The 19,375-nt window shown below is 62.3% G+C and carries 19 protein-coding genes; 5 read left to right on the plus strand and 14 right to left on the minus strand.

All coding sequences use genetic code 11. The features are described from left to right. Positions 1-2 precede the first annotated feature (2 nt). Together FVE66_RS14615 and FVE66_RS14620 are read right to left on the minus strand one after the other, a co-directional pair. Complete coding sequence (locus FVE66_RS14615) at positions 3-389, minus strand: DUF2237 family protein (RefSeq protein WP_151448191.1); 387 nt, start codon at positions 387-389, stop codon at positions 3-5. Then, a complete protein-coding gene (locus FVE66_RS14620) occupies positions 390-1,106 on the minus strand; it encodes a hypothetical protein (protein ID WP_151448192.1) in 717 nt (238 codons plus the stop codon). It lies immediately after the preceding gene. 265 nt (positions 1,107-1,371) lie between these two features. Between FVE66_RS14620 and pobA the strand changes: the two genes are divergently transcribed. Then, positions 1,372-2,553 (plus strand): 4-hydroxybenzoate 3-monooxygenase, encoded by a 1,182-nt coding sequence (gene pobA / locus FVE66_RS14625; RefSeq protein ID WP_151448193.1) that lies wholly within the window; start codon positions 1,372-1,374, stop codon positions 2,551-2,553. Between the two features lie 1,102 nt (positions 2,554-3,655). Next, complete coding sequence (locus FVE66_RS14630) at positions 3,656-5,878, plus strand: tetratricopeptide repeat protein (RefSeq protein ID WP_161993284.1); 2,223 nt, start codon at positions 3,656-3,658, stop codon at positions 5,876-5,878. A gap of 115 nt (positions 5,879-5,993) precedes the next feature. Here FVE66_RS14630 and FVE66_RS14635 read toward each other — a convergent pair whose 3' ends face one another. The 6 genes from FVE66_RS14635 to FVE66_RS20200 all read right to left on the minus strand — a co-directional run bounded on the left by FVE66_RS14635 (position 5,994) and on the right by FVE66_RS20200 (position 11,092). Beyond that, a complete protein-coding gene (locus FVE66_RS14635; protein WP_151448195.1) occupies positions 5,994-6,758 on the minus strand; it encodes a hypothetical protein in 765 nt (254 codons plus the stop codon). After that, positions 6,755-7,207: a TcpQ domain-containing protein gene (locus FVE66_RS14640; RefSeq protein ID WP_151448196.1), complete on the minus strand. Its 453-nt coding sequence runs from the start codon at positions 7,205-7,207 to the stop codon at positions 6,755-6,757. Before FVE66_RS14640 ends, FVE66_RS14635 begins: the two co-directional genes overlap by 4 nt. Positions 7,208-7,513: 306 nt before the next feature. Further along, positions 7,514-8,893: a type III secretion system ATPase SctN gene (sctN, locus tag FVE66_RS14645; protein ID WP_151448197.1), complete on the minus strand. Its 1,380-nt coding sequence runs from the start codon at positions 8,891-8,893 to the stop codon at positions 7,514-7,516. Positions 8,894-8,912: 19 nt separating this feature from the next. Further along, on the minus strand, positions 8,913-9,821 hold the full coding sequence (locus tag FVE66_RS14650; RefSeq protein WP_151448198.1) for a hypothetical protein: 909 nt from the start codon (positions 9,819-9,821) through the stop codon (positions 8,913-8,915). A 68-nt stretch (positions 9,822-9,889) separates the two neighbouring features. Beyond that, positions 9,890-10,774 carry a hypothetical protein gene (locus FVE66_RS14655; RefSeq protein ID WP_161993285.1) on the minus strand — a complete coding sequence of 295 codons (885 nt, stop codon included), beginning with the start codon at positions 10,772-10,774 and terminating at the stop codon, positions 9,890-9,892. 24 nt (positions 10,775-10,798) lie between these two features. Further along, positions 10,799-11,092, minus strand: a complete 294-nt coding sequence (locus FVE66_RS20200; protein ID WP_161993286.1) for a hypothetical protein — start codon at positions 11,090-11,092, stop codon at positions 10,799-10,801. 192 nt (positions 11,093-11,284) lie between these two features. On the opposite strand from FVE66_RS20200, the gene FVE66_RS14660 reads away from it, so the two are divergent. The 3 genes from FVE66_RS14660 to FVE66_RS14670 all read left to right on the plus strand — a co-directional run bounded on the left by FVE66_RS14660 (position 11,285) and on the right by FVE66_RS14670 (position 14,073). Then, complete coding sequence (locus FVE66_RS14660; protein WP_161993287.1) at positions 11,285-12,784, plus strand: TyeA family type III secretion system gatekeeper subunit; 1,500 nt, start codon at positions 11,285-11,287, stop codon at positions 12,782-12,784. Positions 12,785-12,797: 13 nt separating this feature from the next. Next, positions 12,798-13,181: a CesT family type III secretion system chaperone gene (locus tag FVE66_RS14665; RefSeq protein WP_151448201.1), complete on the plus strand. Its 384-nt coding sequence runs from the start codon at positions 12,798-12,800 to the stop codon at positions 13,179-13,181. A gap of 211 nt (positions 13,182-13,392) precedes the next feature. Continuing rightward, on the plus strand, positions 13,393-14,073 hold the full coding sequence (locus FVE66_RS14670) for a hypothetical protein (protein ID WP_151448202.1): 681 nt from the start codon (positions 13,393-13,395) through the stop codon (positions 14,071-14,073). A 55-nt stretch (positions 14,074-14,128) separates the two neighbouring features. Here FVE66_RS14670 and pcaC read toward each other — a convergent pair whose 3' ends face one another. The 6 genes from pcaC to pcaF all read right to left on the minus strand — a co-directional run bounded on the left by pcaC (position 14,129) and on the right by pcaF (position 19,372). Beyond that, positions 14,129-14,530: a 4-carboxymuconolactone decarboxylase gene (gene pcaC, locus FVE66_RS14675; protein WP_151448203.1), complete on the minus strand. Its 402-nt coding sequence runs from the start codon at positions 14,528-14,530 to the stop codon at positions 14,129-14,131. 2 nt (positions 14,531-14,532) lie between these two features. Continuing rightward, positions 14,533-15,330 carry a 3-oxoadipate enol-lactonase gene (gene pcaD, locus FVE66_RS14680; RefSeq protein ID WP_151448204.1) on the minus strand — a complete coding sequence of 266 codons (798 nt, stop codon included), beginning with the start codon at positions 15,328-15,330 and terminating at the stop codon, positions 14,533-14,535. Between the two features lie 87 nt (positions 15,331-15,417). Then, positions 15,418-16,770 (minus strand): 3-carboxy-cis,cis-muconate cycloisomerase, encoded by a 1,353-nt coding sequence (locus FVE66_RS14685; RefSeq protein WP_151448205.1) that lies wholly within the window; start codon positions 16,768-16,770, stop codon positions 15,418-15,420. 16 nt (positions 16,771-16,786) lie between these two features. Next, complete coding sequence (gene pcaG, locus FVE66_RS14690) at positions 16,787-17,374, minus strand: protocatechuate 3,4-dioxygenase subunit alpha (protein ID WP_151448206.1); 588 nt, start codon at positions 17,372-17,374, stop codon at positions 16,787-16,789. Between the two features lies 1 nt (position 17,375). Further along, a complete protein-coding gene (pcaH, locus tag FVE66_RS14695) occupies positions 17,376-18,080 on the minus strand; it encodes a protocatechuate 3,4-dioxygenase subunit beta (RefSeq protein WP_151448207.1) in 705 nt (234 codons plus the stop codon). Positions 18,081-18,169: 89 nt separating this feature from the next. Further along, positions 18,170-19,372, minus strand: coding sequence for a 3-oxoadipyl-CoA thiolase (gene pcaF / locus FVE66_RS14700; protein ID WP_151448208.1), 1,203 nt, complete (start codon positions 19,370-19,372; stop codon positions 18,170-18,172). Positions 19,373-19,375: the final 3 nt, after the last annotated feature.

Genomic DNA, 19,375 nt, shown 5'->3' on the forward strand with positions numbered 1-19,375 from the left:
CCTTACGGCTTGTCCTGGCGTGCGTGCGCCTGCAGCAGCGCCAGGGGAATCAGGTCGAGGGCATGGAAATTCGTGCTTTCCAGCACGACTGGCGGCGCCATGCCGGCTTCGCATGCTTCCAGCCAGCGCAGTGCGCAAAGGCACCATTTGTCGCCGGCCCGCAGGCCGGGGAATCCCCACTCGGGAACCGGCGTGACCAGGTCATTTCCCCTGGAGACGCTGAAATCGAGGAAATCCTCGGTCATGACGGCGCACACGACATGGGTGCCGGCGTCGTCGTCGGCGGTCTTGCAGCAGCCATCGCGAAAGAAGCCGGTCAGGGGCTGGAACGAGCACGGGACGATCGGCTCATTGTAGACATTGCGTGACGGCGGGGAAGAGTGTGCCATTCAGTCAGCTCCTGTTGCCTGCACCGCATCGTTGCGGGTTTCCAGTATGGTCTTGCGCAATTCGCCGTTGCAGGAGCGGATCACCCGGCGCGACTCCTCCGGCGCATCGACCAGCTTCTGCAAGGCTTCGACCTTGCGCTGCTCGGCCAGAATGAATGGCTTCCAGACCGTATTGATTTCCTGCGCCAGCTGCGGCAAGGACTTGCCGACCGGCGCGTAAATCGGCGCGGAGAAGCGCTCGCTCAGGGCCTGCCGCACGCTCGCCTCCAGATCCGCCATGTGCTGCTGGAATGCCTGCACATGCCGCAGTTCATGCATCAGGATTTCGCGATAGGAGCACGATCCTTCCGGAAACTCGCTGCCGATGTACACCACGACCGATGGATACGCCAGGCTTACCGTGAGCGCCGGCAACAGGCACTCCCGCTGGGTAGTCCGGTCATGCACTACCGTTGCCCGATAGGAGATGCGCGTATTGAAGCGCGCCTTGGTCAGTCCGAGCACATACGCCCCGGTCTTGGCAGGACCGGCAAGCAGTGCAATTTCACGATGCGGCAGGCTGGTGTCGAGCGAGTAGCCGATAGGGACGGTGGTGATGGTGACGGGAACCGGCGGCACCCGGCTTTCGCAGCGCTCGGTGAAGCTTTGCGCGTGCAGCAGGCGCATCGGCAGGAGGAGCAGCAAGAGCAGCAACAACGGCGCCGCCAGCAGGCGCATCGGCAGTCCCGCACGCGGCGGGACAATGGCACATCGACTATTCGGGAAAATCGGCATCACCTAGTTTATCGGGTCTTTCGCTGCATGAGGCTTTCTCCGGGTAACTGTAGCGCAAATCGCAAATACGCATTGCGTCGCCCCCGGCCGTACCAGGATTTACGAGCGACACTGCAACAAACCAGTTTCATTTCTGGCCGACCCGGTACACCATATCGAAAACGGCACAAGATACGAACCAAAGTTCGATCAATAACAGGAGACAAGCATGCGCACCCAGGTCGCCATCATAGGCGCCGGCCCTTCCGGCCTGCTGCTCGGGCAGTTGCTGCACTTGCAGGGAATCGACAACGTCATACTCGAAGCGCGTTCGGGCGATTACGTGCTGTCGCGGATTCGCGCCGGCGTTCTGGAGCAGGGAATGATGGACCTGTTGCGCAAGGCCGGCGCTGGCGCGAGGATGGACCGCGAGGGACATCTGCACGAAGGGATTTCCCTGTCCTTTTCAGGACGGCGCGAGCGGATCGACCTGAAGCAACTAACCGGCGGCAAGACCGTGATGGTCTACGGCCAGACCGAAGTGACGCACGACCTGATGGATGCGCGGCAGGCTGCGGGCGCACAGACCATCTACGAGGCCCAGGATGTGGCGGTGCATGATTTTTACACCGATCATCCGCGCGTCACCTTCGTCAAGGATGGCCAGCTGGTCGAACTGCATTGCGACTACATCGCGGGCTGCGACGGATTTCATGGTGTGACGCGGCAGTCGGTGCCGGCGGATGCGATCCGCACGTTCGAGCGCGTCTATCCGTTTGGCTGGTTGGGTGTGCTATCGCATACTCCGCCGGTGTCGGACGAGCTGATCTATGCCAATCACGAGCGCGGGTTCGCCCTGTGCAGCATGCGCACGCCGACCCTGAGCCGCTACTACGTGCAGTGCTCGCTGGAGGACAAGGTGGGCGAGTGGTCGGACCAGCGCTTCTGGGACGAACTGAAGCGGCGCCTGCCGGCGGATGTGGCGGACACGCTGGTGACTGGTCCGTCTATCGAAAAGAGCATCGCGCCGCTGCGCAGCTTCGTTGCCGAGCCGATGAAATATGGCCGGCTGTTCCTGGTTGGTGACGCGGCGCATATCGTGCCGCCCACCGGGGCGAAAGGCTTGAACCTGGCGGCGAGCGATGTCAGCACACTGTATGACGTCTTGCGCATGGCGTACCAGGAAGGACGCACGGACCTGCTCGATAAATATTCCGAGGTCTGCCTGCGGCGGATCTGGAAGGCAGAGCGGTTTTCGTGGTGGATGACGTCTGCGCTGCACAGGTTCTCTGATGATCCGTTTGCGCAGCGGATCCAGGAGGCGGAGCTGGATTATTTCACCGGGTCGGTGGCGGGGAGGACGACCATTGCGGAGAATTATGTTGGATTGCCTTATGAGGTGGTTGGGTGAGGTTTTTTTTGTCTGAGCCAGGGCGGTGGTTTTTCGGTTTTTCGGTTTTTTGGCTTGCGGGGCGTGTGGCTGGGTTTGGTGGTTGTCGGTGTGAAGCCGGGAGACACCCCGGCGGGTGTGTTCCTTTCTTTTAGAAAAAGAAAGGAACCAAAGAAAAAACGTCAAAACCCACTTGGCCAACGCCCGCCTCGATAGCCAACCAGACGCGGATGTCTGGGCTAATCCAGTGCCGCGTTCGCGAGAGATGATCCCTCGGCTGTACGCCGCGTACCTAATCAGCCAACCCCATGAAGTGTCTTATACCGATGCCCAGCGCACCGTTGACTCTTAATGTTTTTCGAAGCTTCAAATTGGCGATTGGGGTGGAATGGTTCGGGTCGATCGAACGATGGCGCAATGATCAACCGCATTTGGATTAGCTCGCCCGATCACCCGATCACCCGATCACCAGATCACCAGATCACCAGATCACCAGATCACCAGATCACCAGATCACCAGATCATCAGATCATCAGGTCATCAGGTAAATCGCCGATCGTCAATCGGCGCCACTGTGCTTGAAGCATTGGTGGTAGCGATACGGTTTTGACGTACCTCCCGTATACGACGCCCCGAAATCTGATGGGATGGCGGATAAAGAAGCGTGCTTGTCTGAGCGAAGCGAGTTTGCACGCTTCTCCGCCAGGCCGTCGGATTTCGGGGGAACCCCGAAGGGGCGACGTATCAGGGTCGCCTTTCTTTGGTTCCTTTCTTTGGCGAAGCAAAGAAAGGAACACGCCCGCCGGTGCGGAAACCGGCCAGGTCGCAAGCAACGCCAGTTCGAATATGTCGCAGAACGAGGCCCGGCCAGGTCGCAAGCAACGCCAGTTCGAAAACAGCCCAACCGCCAGCAAACAATGGAACCCGCCCGCCGGTGCGGAAACCGGGCAGGTCGCAAGCAACGATAGTTCGAAAACGTCAAAAAGCCAAAACCTCCAAAGCCAATAATTATTAGCAATCCCCCCAATCGTTTAACCGCCATTGCCCGCGCCTCCATCTGTTAGCTAGATTCAATTCCACCTGACACATGGCCCCACCCCGACCGACAAACGAGGAAGCGCGCATGGCACCCGAATCCACCGAGCTCATCGCGCTTGCACAGCGCAGCCTGCAAGAACAGGACTTCGCCACTGCGGCCGACCTGATGGACCAGGCCGCCGCCACCGAACCAGGCAACTTCGACCTGCTGCAAATGGCAGGCGTGATCCATTCGCTGGCCGGCAAACACCTGCGTGCCGCGCATCTGCTGCAGCAAGTTGCCGACCTGGCGCCAGCCTCGCCTGAAGCCCATGCCAACCTGGCCCGCGCACTGTGGCGGGCCGGACGACCGGCGGATGCACTAAGTTGCCACGCCCGCCTGGACGAACTGGGGGTGCAGGACGTGGCGACGGAACTGGACCGCGCCACCCTGCTGTCCGAAATGGAACGCTTCGAGGAAGCGCTGGAAAGCTGCGTGCGGGCGACGCAGCAGGCGCCGGGCCATGCACCCGCATGGTCGGCACGCGGGAGCGCTTTGCATGAACTGGAGAAATACGAGGACGCGCTCCAGTGCTTCGAACATGCCCTGGCGCTCGACCCGGCACTGGCCAGCGCATGGGCGAACAAGGCCTTGACGCTGCACATGCTGCAGCAATATGGCGCGGCCATGTCGCATCACGAGCGCGCGCTCGATCTGGAATCCGGCAATGCCCGGACCTGGTCCAACTGCGGCGCATCGCTGCTGCGCCTGGGCCAGAGCCAGCAGGCACTGGATTGCTGCGACAAGGCGCTTGCGCTGTGGCCGCAGCATGCGCTGCCTGCCGGAGGGCAGTTCCTGTTCGAAGGCGAGGCGTCGCGTCCTCACAGGCAGTACATTGCCACCCTGTTCAATCGTGCCAACCTCCTTCTGAACCTGGATCGCCATGACGATGCGATGGAAGCCTACGCGCGCCTGCTGGAACTGGCGCCTGAAACCGACTACGCTCCGGGGGCGGCATTGTTCTCGTTCCGGACCGGCTGCAACTGGAACGAGGATGAGGCCTGGCTGCAGCGCCTGGTGCGCGACAGCAACGAGGGCAAGCACGTCCAGCAGCCCTTCGTGGCGATGATTGCGATGGACGATCCGGCGCTGCAGCGCTCGGTCGCCGAGCGCTTCGTCGAAAGGCACGTCGAACCGCGGCAAGCCTTGTGGAGCGGCGAACATTATCGGCATGAGCGTTTGCGCGTGGCCTACCTGTCCGCCGATTTCCGGCGTCATCCGACTGCCTACCTGGCGGCCGGGGTGTTCGAACACCATGACCGCTCGCGCCTTGAACTGACGGCGGTCGCGCTGGGCACCCGGCCACCTGACGAGATGACCGGGCGCATCCGGAAATCATTCGATCACTTCATCGACGCCGGGACAATGGACGATGGCGAAATTGCCGCATTGCTGCGCGAGCGGGAGATCGATGTCCTGGTTGACCTGATGGGTCATTCAAAGGATTCACGGCCCGGCGTGTTTGCCTGGCGCCCTGCCCCGGTTCATGTCGCCTGGCTGGGCTATCCCGGCACAAGCGGCCTGGGGGCCATGGATTTCCTGCTGGCTGATCGCCATGTCATTCCACCCGGCCAGCAAGCGCACTACACGGAGCAGGTCGTCTATTTCGACGCTTGCTACCAGTGCACGGACAACACGCGTGAGATCGCCGATGCGCCACTGACCCGCCAGCAGTTCGGCCTGCCCGATGATGCGTTCGTGTTCTGCTGCTTCAACCAGCCGGCCAAGCTGACGCCGGCGACGTTTTCACTCTGGATGGAGGTGCTTGCCAGCGTACCCGGCAGCGTGCTGTGGCTGCTGGAAGACAATCGGCCACAGGTAGTGAACCTGCGGCGGGAAGCTGCGGCGCGCGGAATCGATCCGCAGCGGCTGGTGTTCTCGCCACGGCTGCCGCAGGCCTTGCACCTGGCACGTCACAGGCTGGCGGACCTGGCGCTGGACACGCTGCCGTGCAATGCACATACCACGACCAGCGACGCATTGTGGGCAGGGCTTCCGGTTCTCACCTGCACCGGCACTACTTTCGCCGGACGGGTTGCGACCAGCGCCTTGCACGCTGCCGGCCTGCCTGAACTGGTGTGCGACTCGCTGCAGGAATACCGCCGGCACGCAATCGCCCTGGCTGGCAGCGAGCGCGGGAAGCTCGACGCACTGACGCGTCGGCTGCACGATACTCGTCAGCACCTGCCGCTATTTGACACCGCAGCCTTCACCCGCCAGCTGGAATCGATATTCGCGTCCTTGCATGCTCGGCGGCTTGCCAGCTGAGCAGTTGCAGGAGCCGGTTCACAGCGGGAAGCGGGAAGCCCGAAGCCCGAAGCGTGAGGCGTGATGTCCGATGTCCGAAGTCCGAAGTCCGAAGTCCGAAGTCCGAAGTTCGGCATCAACTCACTTTCTGTATCACGCTTTTCATCGTATCCGACATCTCTTTCATGACCGAGCTGACGGTCTGTGCAGTGATCGTGAATACCGACATCGTATAGCGAAATACATTGACTGCATTGTCGGTCCATTCCCACGAGACACCGAAGCGCGCCGCCGCGACGTCCAGGAAACCGGCCAGCGTGCCGTCAAAGCTCAGCGCCACCAGTCCCGGTGGAACTGCGGGCGCAGGCTGGACCGCATAGCCCGGGAACGGGGCTGCCTGGGTGCCGGAGATCGGTGGCAGTGGCGGAACCGGCAGGTTGCCGGACGCCGGGCTGGAAGCCGCGGCTGGGGCTGCAGCCTGCTGCGGCGCCGAAGCGGCCCCGGGGAAAGGAATCAGCGCGTCCGGCGCGACCTTCACCGGTATGCCGGTCAACAAGGTCACCCGTTCAGCAACCTCCTGGATGTTTCGAAAATCCCGGTTGACGGTAATCCGACGCGTCGCTGCGTCCTTGGCCGAGGCTTGCTCGCTGATGTCGGAGAGCCTCTTGAATGGCAGCCAGATTCCGTCCACCCTTTCAATCGTGGCGCGTGACTCGCTGGCCACGCGCGGACGGCCCTGGCTCGCCTGCCTGGTCAGTTCGGCTGACCTTGCCTGGTTGCGGTCGACCTTGCTGTCGACCATCAGCGATAGCGGCGTCATGCAGCCCCCCAGCAACGAGAGGGAAGCAAGAAGGGAAGCGAAAAGGGAAGCGAGAGGCGGAACAGGCAGGGAGGTCTTCATTTCTTTTCCATCACGCGCAATACGCTGTTGGCAGAATCGATATAGAAGCGCGCGGCCAGCCCCGCTTCTCCGCGGTTGAGGGCGTCGATCACTTTGGTGACTGCATCCTCGAATGAGCCGTCAACGTCGACCGATGCCTGGGAAACCAGCTCTGGCGCCTCCCATACCACCTGCCACTTCTTGCTCTGCCGGGCCCAGGCGCGGAAGGCGTCAGATATCTTGTCGCCAGAATTGATGCGCCAGACATATCGCACGCTCTTGCGCACAGGCGCACTCGTCAAGGCCGGGCCTGGCGTCGCAGCGGAGGTGTCGCTGGCGGCAGCCAGCAAAGGCATCGGCTTCGGGACATCATCAGGATTACCCCCGCGTTCGCTCGCACCGGTGACGCCGGGCGCGGCCAGCATCAGCAACAGATAGAGCCTGAATGACATCAAGGCGGAACCAGGCATGACGGCATCCTTGGGACTATGGTCACTTGGTGGAAAAGCGGTCAGCGAGCAAGCTTCGGATCCATGTTTCGGCACCGGGAACCAATGGCCTGCTAACGGGACAATAAGTAACAAAAAAACAACTTGAGTTCCGCCGTGGGCAACTAACAAGTCGGCGCAACATGAGGACGGAATGTGCAATGAACGCTGGGTGAGTGACCGAGTGCGATCAGCGAAGTGACTTCGGTGAGGTGTTTTCTGCGAGGTGCTATCAGCGAGGATTCATCAGCCGAATGCGGGCGGCGGAGTGTGAGTCGCGGGATGCGATCAGCGGCGTGCGGAACCGGCGAGTTCGCACAAGGTCCGCAGGGTATCGTCGAAGTCGCTGCGTTCATCGACCGCTTGTTTGAGAAAGGCGCGTATGTCGTCGATCTTGTCGATTGCTTCGTCCGCAATACGATCGGAGCCGCGCTTGTATTCGCCGATCTTGATCAGCAGTTCCATCTCCTGGTACTTGGCCAGCAGCTCGCGCAAGCGGCCCGCAGCCGCACGATGCTCCCTGGTGATCACCGCGTTCATCACGCGCGACACCGAGGCCAGGACATCTACCGCAGGATAGTGGTTTGCCGCGCCCAGTTTGCGCGACAGGATGATGTGACCGTCCAGGATCGAACGCGTCTCGTCGGCAACCGGCTCGGTCATGTCGTCGCCCTCGACCAGCACCGTGTAGAGCGCGGTGATCGACCCTTTGTCATTCATGCCCACCCGCTCCATCAAACGCGGCAAGGTGGCGAATACGCTCGGGGGAAATCCGCGCCGCGTCGGCGGTTCGCCGGCGGCCAGGCCGATTTCGCGTTGGGCCCGTGCGAAGCGGGTGACCGAGTCCATCAGGAACAGGACCCGCATTCCCTGGTCGCGGAAATACTCTGCGATGGCGGTCGCCACGTAAGCGGCTTTTGCCCGCTCCATGGATGACTTGTCCGACGTGGCGCAAACGATCACCGCCTTTTTTCGTCCTTCGTCGCCGAGTTCGTGTTCGAGGAATTCGCGAACTTCGCGGCCGCGTTCGCCGATCAGGGCAACCACCGTGACATCGACAGCCGCCCCCTTGACGAGCATTGCCATCAGCGTCGACTTGCCGCCGCCTGCCGCAGCAAACACGCCGAGGCGCTGGCCTTCGCCGCAGGTCAGCATGGAATCGAGCACGCGCACGCCCATTTCTATTGGCTTGGAAATCAGGCGTCGCGTCAGCGGGTCGGGCGCGTCTGCGAAGACCGGATATTCCTGGCTGCAGACGAGCGGACCGCGGGTCTCGGTGTCGATCGGATTGCCCAGGCCATCCACCACCCGCCCCATCAGGTTCATTCCAACCGGGACCATGTGCACCTTGCCGGTCGGGATGACCTCGGTTTCGCCCGAGATGCCCTGGGTGTCCCCGGTCGGCATCAGCAAGGCCGTTCCCTGCGAGAACCCGACCACCTCGGCCTTCATCCCGGCTGCATGGCCGCGGTTCCTGAGCAGGCAGATCTCGCCGATTCGGACCGAGGGCACGACCGCTTTCACGATCGTTCCGATCACCTGTATCACCCGCCCCCGGATGCGTACCGTCTGCGCCTGGGCAAGCGCTTCCATCAGCATGTGGCTGATGTAGTCGAAGCGCTCGCCGGCCGGTCGATCGGCGTCGATTTTTGTCAGGTCGCGGGGCATGCTCAAAAGCCTGCCAGGCTCAGCCAATTTTCGACAGGATCGATTCCATGACCCGCGATTCCCTCGCCTCCGTGTTGCTGGCGCCGCCAATCAGCATTTGCAGCAAGTTGGCCAGTTGCTGGAGCCGGGCGGCTTCGATCTGGCCGTTCCTGGTCAGTTCGCCGATGGCGGCGTCGAGTTTATCGTTCCATACATCCAGGCGAGCTTCGTCCGCCGACTTGGCAAGCGGGAAGTAAGTTGCCCCTACTTCGACAGGAGTACGTTGAACGCTGACCAGGTAATAGGTGGAGCCCGACTTCAAGAGGTCGCCGGGCAAAGCATTGTCCGGAACCGTCTTGCCGTTGAAAGAAGCGACGCCTGCGTCGGAAAATGGCGGTGAGGGTTTGCTATAGGTTCCGGTACCACTTTTTCCTGAAAAAAATAGGCCAAGATCCGTCCCGCCCATCGTCACACGCACCAGTCTTTCCGGATGAGAGTTGTTGATGTTCCAGATATTCGCTTCAAGAAACTCGTCCGGACCCACCGTCTCATCAAGGCCGATATCTATTTCAGGCGGCGGCAGATCGCTGTACTTTACAGTCCGGTCGGTAACGCCGGTTGAGACTGGCGTCGTGTAGAAGGCGGCCATGTTTGGACCAAGGTCACCGGATGTCAATCCACTGATCAGCAGCGACTTGCTCACGTTCAAAGCATCCTCATTGCTCGCTGCAGCCCAAGGGGAGGTCGCGAACAGTTTCAACAACGCATTGACCTCCACCGTCAGCTGCGTCGTCATGGCCGATGCTGCCTGCTGATAGCCAAGCTCGTCGGTGACCTTGTACGCCTTCTGCAACTGCACGTACAAGGAATCCCTGAGCGCGCTGTCCTCGACACGGTCGATGGTCCAGTTCACCGGGACGGTATTGCTCGTCAACACGCCGCTTGCCATGAATCAGCACTCCTTTTGATTTTCAAATATCGGGATCTTGCCGCCTGCTGCGGGCAAGCGAACCCTCATTAATTTCGCCTGCCAAGGCGCTCATCAAGCCGGCGTTCGTTGTCCCGGCTGCGCAAGCGACCATCCTCGCGCCGCTCCTCGACCATGTTTTCCTTGCGATCTTCCACCTTGGCCATGGATTCGCGGAAGTCTTTCACCAGCAGGTCAAGCGCCGCGGTCTGCGCCACCACCGCTGCAGAAGATGACTGCAGTTCGGGCAACATCGATTGCTGGACACCGGCTATCTGGTCTCGCACCGCCATCAACTGGCTTTCGGTGAAGCGCCGGTTGGCCTTGCGGTCGAGGCAGCAGAAAGTGGTAACGGTGCTGGTCCTTTCATCCGAGCTTGTCAGCCGGAGGGTGAAGGTCCGGCTCGACACCGAATTGCCCAGGTCTTTCTGCGTTCCCATCAGTCCGGTACGCTGTTGCGCCGTCATCCAGGAAAACTGCCCTCCGGTCGAGGAGGAAAGCACTTCCCCTTTGCTCGAAGTCACAGTGGTGCGGGTGTAGGTCAGGACCGGATACATCACCGGCGGTGGCTGGAGGCCAAGATCAGTCATCTCCTGCGCCAGCACCTCGGCCTCGCTCGCGGTGCTGGCGAGGACGAGTCCGCTCTTGTCGACGAATTGGTCGAGCAATGCCAGATTGCCTGCTGACAATGGTGAAAACAGGCTGGCAGGCGGCACTTCGCCTGTCGTGCCGGGCGCAAGCTTGCGCATGGTTTCGTCCATCTGGAACGCACGCACCAGATTGCCCAGATGCGTTTGCAGGCGGGATGTGCGCGATGCCAGGTTAGTGGCGATCTGGGAGGTCAGCTCCGCCTGCACGAAGCGGGCGGCAGCCTGTGGGTCTTCGGCGCGAATCAGGCTCAGATCCGCGCCGCCTGTCACAAGATTGAGGATCATGGCGACTCCGGTATGGGCAGCGGCTTACACCAGCCGGCGCGAATTGCGTGGGCGATAAACCATGGATTGTTCGAACATCTTCATGCGCCAGGCGCGTTCGGTCTCCAGCTCGATCTCCTTCATCATTTTTTCGACTTCCGAATCGATCCTGGCTTTCATTTCCGGACTGAGCTTGTCGAGTTCCCGCTTGAGGTCGGCGCCCTCGCCCGCGAAAAAGCGCTTCGACTGGGCGATCGCCGCGTCAGCCTCGGCGATTGCCTTCTCGAGTTCCGCAATGGTGTGCTCGGCTCTTTGTTGCTGTCTCTTCTGCGGATTCACTTTTCCTCCTGTGGCTGCGGCGAGGGCATGTCGAATGCAAACACAAGCTTGCTTGATGGTCTGCGAATAAGTAACAAAATTGGCTTTCCGGTTCCATGTGCGGCAAAGACAGCCTGGATTTCCGGAACTTGTGCCGGCCTTTTGTTACCCACCGGCTACCCGCGCCACGCGCATCCAGATACCGGTTCCGGAATGGCTACGATCACGACTCCCAACGACATCCGCCGCCTTGCCGGCGACGCCCTTCGCCAGCCAGGTGGCGGCGCCCGCACATCCGGACTGCAGGGCGCGCGCAACGGCAAGCTGATCGACTACGACGAACTTGGCCGTACCCGTCTTCTCGAAAAGTTCACGAAGGGCCTGGCACGGGAGCAGGTCCAGTTTCATCACGCGTCAGTGAGCGCACCGCAAAAAACGCTTGCGCAGCGCACACAGGATTCCAGCCGCCCGGTCCGCTCCCTGTCCAGGGAGGAAATCGGCCGACACGCAAAGTTGAGCGGGAACAGCGCGCAGATCGGGCAAAAGGCGCTGGCATTCCTGCGCGACGGACAGCCGCGGCAGGCCGCTACCGGCGGTGGTGGCCGGGCCGCTCTGCAACAATACCTCGCGCTGCAAAAACTCAAGTCAGCCCTGGCCAGCGGCAATCAGCAGGAATTGGTCGCACAGATGGCGCCGCTGCCAGACTTCAGCGGCGACGCGGCCCAGCTCGCCCGCCGGTTTTATGAGGCCAGCGGCGATGACGATCAACTCAGTGAAATGCTATCCGGCTTCGGGCTCGGGGATGACGAGCGTGAGCGGGCAATGAAGGCGATCCGGGAGTGCCCGCATCATCATGAGACGGGCTACCAGGCGGACCGCCTGACGCAGGTATTGGCGAAGGCAATGCGCATCGACGATGTGCGGCCATCGGCGGCCGCAGCAGAATCGTTGCGCGCGAATGTGGACGACGCGCTGGCCGAGCTGGAGAGTAGCCAGGACGTTGGCCGCTACATCAACGGCACACTCAATATTGCAGGCGAAGCCGAGAAAACAGCAGACCCGGCGCGCTTCGCCGATGACTATGCCGACCTGGTGCATGGCAGCGAAGCATGGGGCGAAAAATGCATGAAGGTCCTGGATCGATATATGAAACAGGGCAGCGGCGACGTGTTGCAGGAACTGCCTCGCACCCTGCAGGCAGCCAGCCGCGCGGCCGACCTCGACCTCCACGCCGAATTCCCGTCCACCGACAAGGTCCGGCTCCAGGCTGCGGTCGAGTCGCTCAACCTGATTGTCCGCATGAGAACGGTTTCCGAGATGGTGGAGGAATCCGCGCAGTTCATGGAACGCCACCACGGCAAGTCGATCAAGCCTTCCGACTTGTTGCGGGGCGCCCTGCAAGTGTTTGCAAGCCCCTACTCTGCCGCCTCTGCAATGACGGAACTGGCAAGCCGGCTGGGTGTGAACCATCCTGACGAGAGCATCACACTGTTCCGGGAAATAGGACGGGCGGTACGCCTGATGCAACAGGTCTTTCCCGATGCCAATGCGGGCGAGGCGGCACGCACCGGGATCCAGGACAGCCTGGATAGCGCAGTGGCCGACGAGGACATGCTGCTCGACCAGATCCAGACAAGCGGCCCTGGCTCGAAACCCGGATCCGCCGCCGAGGCGCTGCCATTTCCGGGGCCGGCCCCGCAACTGATACCCTGAAGGCGAACTTCACATGAGCTGGATCGAGCAATCCATCAAGCAATTCGGCCGCAGCGTGGGCATTTCGTCGCTGGCTTTCGATGGCGACGGAGCGCTGCGACTGGGAACCGGGTCGGGCGGCACGATTGAACTGCATCACCAGCATGAACTTTCCCCGCCGGCGTTGCTGATCATTGTTTCCGAGCTCGTCGGCTTCAACCGGGCGGCGAGGCTGCGGGCTGCGTTGCGGCTAGCCGATTTCCGCCAGCAAGCAGTCTCGCCGCTGCACGTCGCGCTGGACGGGGACCAGCTGGTGCTGGCAACCCGGATGGACGAACGCGCATTCTCGCATCCCGCCCTGGAATCCGTTCTCGATCAGCTCGATCGCCTCCATCTTCACATCGCAGAGCGCGGCTGAATGAATGCTTGAGCAGGACTGAAGCTACATCACTGCGCGCTTGAGTCCCGATAAAAATCCTGCCTGAGTAACCCCGGCCGCGGCCTTGTTCCGTCCAACGTGCTGCGGAAACGGAAATTTTCCACGCGACATCTGCTCTTGATCTTCCGCAAGTTTTCCAGCCTCCCCAGCGACAGAATCAGCTCTCCTGAAAAACACGGAGGAACGCGAAATGTTCAGAATGCGCAATGCAGTGTCCCGCAACAAGACGACGGTCCGCACTCACACTGCCGGGCCGTCGACGGCGCGCCTTCGCCATACGGAAACCGCCCCTGTCATGCGCCAGTATCACAGCGACTCCGGCCGGGAAGACGCGCGCAACACAATACGGAGGACGATGTTCAAGCCGCAGGATCTGGCAGTGACCGGTATCGTGAATCAGCTGCCCGGAGCGCCTGCAAACGAGCCGATACCAAGCCGCATGAACGAACAACAGCTTGCACTTGCACTGGCCGGCCTGCGCGACAACCTCGGCTCGCTGGCCGAAGGCTATGCGACGGAAACAGGCCGCAAGTTCATGTTCCTGCGGGAGGTTGTGCATGCCGTCGCCGCGCCGCTTGGCTTGCGCCCCCCGGAAATCGAAATGGCCACTGCCACGGTCAGGAACAAGACGGTTGAATTCAGCGAAGGAAGGCTGTCCATCAGCCAGGAAAGCGTGCAGTCCTGCCACGATCCGGCGCAGTTTGCGCTTTTCGTGCGGGCGGTGGTGGAATGGGGCCTGATTTACGCGATGTTTGGCGACCAGGCTGCATCCCTCGGGTGGCAGCACCTGAGCGACAGCCAGCACCGTCAGCTGAACACCTGCATGATCGAGCTTGACCTGCTGAGCTTGCCGCCCGTGAGTTCGGACTGAGCGCGTCGAGTCAGTGGCCGGGAGCCGGTGGCCGCTGGACGGCCTCCAGCCCATTTCACGCCTGGCCGGCGGCGCCTTCCCGGTCGATCTCGTCGAATACTTCCTGTGCCATGTGGAAGGCCGAATTCGCCGCGGGGACGCCGCAGTAGATCGCTGCCTGCAGCAGGGTTTCCTTGATCTCGTCGCGGGTCACGCCGTTATTTGCCGCGGCCCGCAGATGCAGGCGTAATTCCTGTTCGCGGTTCAAAGCAATCATCATTGAAATCACCATCAGGCTGCGGGAGTGGCGCGTCAGCCCGGGACGGGTCCAGATCTCGCCCCACGCATAGCGCGTGATCAGGTCCTGGAATTCGCTGGTCAGCGCGGTGCGCTTTGCCTGCGCCCGATCGACATGGGCGTTGCCGAGGACAGTTCGCCGCACCTGCAAGCCCTGGTCGTGACGTTGCTGTTCGTCCATTTCTATTTTCCCTGTGCGGTTTCGGCGAGCAGGAAGCGCAGCAGGTGGGCGGTGAAGGTCTGCGTGACTTCCCAGTTTGAAAGATGGGCTGCATTCAGCTCCACCAGCTCTGCGCCAGCGATGCGGTCTGCGATCAGCCGGCTGTCGTCCAATGGCGTGGCCTGGTCTTGCTGGCCGCCGATCACGAGCGTCGGCGCGACGATCTTGCGAATTTCCTCGCGCAGGTCGGCGTCGCGCACCGCACCGCAGTTGGCGGCGTAACCTGCCGATTCGGTATTGAGCAGCATCTCGCGCACAATCGCCACCTGCTGCGGCGCGCGTTGCTGGAAGTCCGCGGTGAACCAGCGATCCAGTACTGCCGGCACGATGGAAGCCAGGCCGTCTTCATTCACTTTCGCAATGCGGGCGTTCCAGGAATCAGCGGTGCCGATCCTGGCGCCGGTATTGCACAGCACCAGCCGTTCGATCCGTTGCGGCGCCTGCGAGGCCAGCCACATGCCGATCTGGCCGCCCATCGACAGGCCGCAGAAATGTGCCCGTTCGATGCCGAGATGGTCGAGCAATGCCAGTACATCCTGGCCGAGCTGGGCCACGCTATAAGGTCCCGGCGTGACGCTTGATTGCCCATGCCCGCGGGTGTCGTAGCGCAGCACGCGAAAATGCGGATAGAGCGCCGGCATTTGCGGCGCCCACATCGACAAGTTGGTGCCGAGGGAATTCGACAGGACGAGCACAGGAAGGTGATCCGGTCCCTCCAGTTGGTAGTGCAACTGGGCGTCACCGATCTTGATGGTTGGCATGCGTGTTCTCCGGCGAATATTGAATGGCGATTGATTGGATTGAAAATGGATTGCACAAAGACTGAAGACCCGGCTGCGCGAAGGGATTCAGGCCGTTTCGTGCCATGACCTCAGCACGGCGTCGACGAATTCCCCGGCGTGGCCGAGGTAATTGACGGGGTCGAAAAGGCGGTCGAGCGCCGCGCCATCCAGAAGCTTGCTGACCTGGCCGTCCGCGGCCAGCACCTCGCGCAGCGGGCGGTTCTGCTCGACAGCAGTCCTGCAGGCCTGCTCGACCAGATGATGGGCGGCCAGCTTGCCAAGCTCAGGGCCGAGCGCGAGTGTCACTGCCTCGGCCATGATCAGTCCATTGGTCAGGTCGATGTTGGCGCGCATCCTGCCTGCGTCCACCTGCAGGCCGGCCAGCACCCCGGTCATTTGCTGCAGGGACGCAGCGCTCAGGCTAAAGATGGACGGCAGCGCGTCCCATTCAGCCTGCCATCCGCCAAGCGCGCGCTCGTTTTCATTGGCCATGCCGCCCAGCACCGATGCCACCAGCCCGGGCACCCGGGTAGCGGCCGCAAGCGCGATTGCACAAGCGACCGGGTTGCGCTTGTGCGGCATGGTGGAAGATCCACCACGCCCTGCAGACGCAGGCTCGGCGAGCTCCGCAATTTCGGTCTGCGCCAGCAGCGAGATGTCGCGCGCAATCTTGCCCAGGCTGCCAGTCAGCAGTCCGCAAAATGTCGCGGCCTCGGCGATGCGATCGCGCTGGCCGTGCCATGGCATGTCCGGCGTTTGCAAGTCCAGTTGCACAGCCATCGCCGCCGCCACCGCCGTGCCCTGGCCGCTCATGCTGGCCAGCGTGCCTGCTGCGCCGCCCAGTTGCAGTACAAGGACCCGCGGACGCAGTTCTCGCAGCCGGCGCCGGTGGCGCACCAGGCCATCCAGCCAGCCAGCCGCCTTGAGGCCGAAGGTGACCGGCAGCGCATGCTGCATCCATGTGCGCCCGATCTGCGGCGTGTCCCGGTAGCGCTGTGCGAGCGAGGCCAGCGCCTCGCCGCAGGCATCCAGCTGGTGCTGCAGCTCGTCCATGGCATCGCGCAATTGCAGCACCAGCCCGGTATCAATGATGTCCTGGCTGGTCGCACCCCAATGCACATAGCGCGCCGCGTCCTGGTCGGCGCCAGCCACGACCGCAGTCAACTGCTTGACCAGCGGAATGGCAAGGTTGCCGGCCTGGCCAGCCGCCGCGGCGAGCGCGGCCAGGTCGATATTGGCCGCATCGCAGGCAACGGCAATCGCCTCTGCCGCGGGAGCGGGTATCAGGCCGATGCTGGCCTGGGCCCTGGCCAGTGCCGCTTCGACGTCCAGCATGCGTTGCAGGCAGGCCTGGTCGGAAAAGACGGACCGCATCCGTGGCGTGGAGAACAGCGAGTCTGTCAGCGTGAAGGAGGACATGCTGCGCGGGCCGCGCTCAGAAATCGAAGAATACGGTTTCGCCCTGCCCGCTGGCATCGCCTTGCAAGACGATGTTCCATTCGTAGGCATTGGGGCGTCCCGCAATTGCGCGGGCGACCAGCGTTGCACGCCGCTGCTCGGGAACCTGCTTCAGCACGAAGTCCTCGGCGTGGCCTTCGCCATCGGGAAAATAGATGCGCGACACCAGTTGTTTGGTCAGCCCGCGGCCGAAGATGGTGACGGCAATATGCGCCGCCTGCAGCGCGGCGCCCGGCACCGGCGACGGCACGCGGCCGGGCTTGACGGTGGTGAACTGGAAGCGGCCATTCTCGTCGGTTGGCACCCGCCCCCAACCGCGAAAGCCTGGTTCGGTTGGCAGGTCGCGCTGGTCTTCGGAATGCGCCAGCTTGCCATGCGCATTGGCTTGCCAGATCTCGACCAGGCCGTCGCCGACCGGCGCCCCATTGCCGTCGATCATGCGACCTTCAATTGTGATTGGCGTGCCGGTGACCTTGTCGCCGACAAGATTCGGTGTGTTGAGCCAGTCGGTGCCGATGTGCAGGTAAGGACCGATGGTCTGGGATCCGGTAGTCAGCAGGCTCATCTCATTTCTCCATCGGGGTTGCATCGCGGCCGCGCAGGACAATGTCGAAGCGGTAGCCGAGCGCGTATTCCGGCACTGTGGTTTCCCAGTCGAAGGTGCTGATCAGCCGCTCGCGGCCCTTTTCGTCGGGAATGCTGTTGTACATGGGGTCGTAGGTCAGCAGCGGATCGCCCGGAAAATACATCTGGGTGATCAGGCGCTGCGCAAAAGCCTGGCCGAACAGCGAGAAATGGATATGCGCCGGGCGCCAGCCGTTGTAATGATTGCGCCAGGGGTAGGCGCCTGGCTTGATGGTCAGGAAGCTGTAGCGGCCCTGATCGTCGGTGAGCGTGCGCCCGCCGCCGCTGAAATTCGGATCGAGCGGGGCGTCGTGGTTGTCGTTCTTGTGGGGATAGCGGCCGGCAGCGTTGGCCTGCCAGATCTCCACCAGTGAATTGGCGACCGGCCGGCCGTTCTCGTCGAGAACGCGGCCGGAAACCTGGATCCGCTCGCCCATCGGCTCGCCGGCATGCTGGCGGGTCAGGTCGTTGTCGCCTGGCTTGAGGTCCTGGTGACCGAAGACCGGGCCGGTCAGTTCCGACAGCGATTGCGGAAGGATGACCAGCGGCTGGGCCGGCGAACGCTTGATGGTGGAATGGTAGGGCGGATACAACGAATCCGGCTGGGTCCTGAAATACGGACGGCGGTACTGTGCAAGATCGGGCATGGCGCTCCTCGCTCCTCTTTTATCTCTTTTATCTTTGTTTTCAAGGGCGGGCGCGTCCCTGCACCCGCCGTCCTGCCTTGAACCGGGCTTCAGACCCTTTCGATCACCATCGCAATTCCCTGGCCGACGCCTATGCACATGGTACACAAGGCATAGCGTCCGCCGGTGCGATGCAACTGGTACATCGCCGTGGTTACCAGGCGCGCGCCGCTCATGCCGAGCGGATGGCCAAGTGCGATCGCGCCGCCGTTTGGATTGACACGGGGGTCGTCATCGGCCACGCCGAGTTCGCGCAATACTGCCAGCCCCTGCGCCGCGAACGCTTCATTCAGCTCGATCACATCCATCTGCCCGATCGTCATGCCGAGACGCTTGAGCAGCAACTGCGATGCGGGTGCCGGCCCAATCCCCATGACGCGCGGCGCAACGCCGGCGGTCGCCATTCCCACGATGCGCGCGCGCGGCGTCAGGTCATGGATGCGGGCCGCTTCGCCGCTGGCGATCAGCAAGGCGCAGGCGCCATCGTTCACACCGGACGCATTGCCGGCAGTGACCGTACCGTCCGGCCGCACCACGCCCTTCAGTTTGCCCAGCGCCTCGACGCTGGTGGAACGCGGATGCTCGTCATGCTCGACCGTTATCGGATCGCCCTTTTTCTGCGCAATGATCACCGGGGTGATTTCCTGCGCCAGCGTGCCATTTTTCTGCGCGGCGGCGGCCTTGTTCTGGCTGGCCACCGCGAACTTGTCCTGGTCCTCGCGGTTGATCTTGTATTCGGTGGCGACGTTCTCTGCCGTCTCCGGCATGGAATCGACGCCGAACCGGGCCTTCATCGCCGGATTGACGAAGCGCCAGCCGATCGTGGTATCGAAGATCGCCGTGTTGCGGGAAAAGGCGCTGTCGGCCTTGCCCATGACGAAGGGTGCGCGCGTCATCGATTCCACGCCGCCGGCAATCATCAGGTTCAGTTCGCCGGACTTGATGGCACGGGCTACCGTGCCCACCGCATCCATGCCGGAGCCGCACAGGCGGTTGATGGTGGCGCCAGGAATCTCCTGGGGCAAGCCGGCCAGCAAGGCGGACATGCGGGCGACATTGCGATTGTCCTCGCCGGCCTGGTTGGCACAACCGTAGATCACATCTTCCACGGCACTCCAGTCGAGATCGGGATGACGCGCCATCAGGGCTCGCAGCGGCACTGCGCCGAGGTCGTCAGCACGCACGTCTTTCAGAGAGCCGGCGTAGCGTCCGATGGGGGTACGAATTGCGTCGCAGATATAGGCGTCAATCATCTT

The sequence above is a fragment of the Lacisediminimonas profundi genome, assembly GCF_008831265.1.
Classification (GTDB): Bacteria; Pseudomonadota; Gammaproteobacteria; order Burkholderiales; family Burkholderiaceae_D; genus Lacisediminimonas; species Lacisediminimonas profundi.

Coding starts and splice junctions, on each gene's coding strand:
- FVE66_RS14630 (WP_161993284.1), top strand. CDS start 3,656: ATGGCACCCGAATCCACCGAGCTCATCGCGCTTGCACAGCGCAGCCTG.
- FVE66_RS14685 (WP_151448205.1), bottom strand. CDS start 16,770: ATGTCCTCCTTCACGCTGACAGACTCGCTGTTCTCCACGCCACGGATG.
- sctN (WP_151448197.1), bottom strand. CDS start 8,893: ATGCCCCGCGACCTGACAAAAATCGACGCCGATCGACCGGCCGGCGAG.
- pobA (WP_151448193.1), top strand. CDS start 1,372: ATGCGCACCCAGGTCGCCATCATAGGCGCCGGCCCTTCCGGCCTGCTG.
- FVE66_RS14635 (WP_151448195.1), bottom strand. CDS start 6,758: ATGAAGACCTCCCTGCCTGTTCCGCCTCTCGCTTCCCTTTTCGCTTCC.
- FVE66_RS14655 (WP_161993285.1), bottom strand. CDS start 10,774: ATGATCCTCAATCTTGTGACAGGCGGCGCGGATCTGAGCCTGATTCGC.
- pcaC (WP_151448203.1), bottom strand. CDS start 14,530: ATGGACGAACAGCAACGTCACGACCAGGGCTTGCAGGTGCGGCGAACT.
- FVE66_RS14650 (WP_151448198.1), bottom strand. CDS start 9,821: ATGGCAAGCGGCGTGTTGACGAGCAATACCGTCCCGGTGAACTGGACC.
- FVE66_RS14665 (WP_151448201.1), top strand. CDS start 12,798: ATGAGCTGGATCGAGCAATCCATCAAGCAATTCGGCCGCAGCGTGGGC.
- FVE66_RS14620 (WP_151448192.1), bottom strand. CDS start 1,106: ATGCGCCTGCTGGCGGCGCCGTTGTTGCTGCTCTTGCTGCTCCTCCTG.
- FVE66_RS14670 (WP_151448202.1), top strand. CDS start 13,393: ATGTTCAGAATGCGCAATGCAGTGTCCCGCAACAAGACGACGGTCCGC.
- FVE66_RS14640 (WP_151448196.1), bottom strand. CDS start 7,207: ATGCCTGGTTCCGCCTTGATGTCATTCAGGCTCTATCTGTTGCTGATG.
- pcaH (WP_151448207.1), bottom strand. CDS start 18,080: ATGCCCGATCTTGCACAGTACCGCCGTCCGTATTTCAGGACCCAGCCG.
- FVE66_RS14615 (WP_151448191.1), bottom strand. CDS start 389: ATGGCACACTCTTCCCCGCCGTCACGCAATGTCTACAATGAGCCGATC.
- pcaF (WP_151448208.1), bottom strand. CDS start 19,372: ATGATTGACGCCTATATCTGCGACGCAATTCGTACCCCCATCGGACGC.
- pcaD (WP_151448204.1), bottom strand. CDS start 15,330: ATGCCAACCATCAAGATCGGTGACGCCCAGTTGCACTACCAACTGGAG.
- pcaG (WP_151448206.1), bottom strand. CDS start 17,374: ATGAGCCTGCTGACTACCGGATCCCAGACCATCGGTCCTTACCTGCAC.
- FVE66_RS14660 (WP_161993287.1), top strand. CDS start 11,285: ATGGCTACGATCACGACTCCCAACGACATCCGCCGCCTTGCCGGCGAC.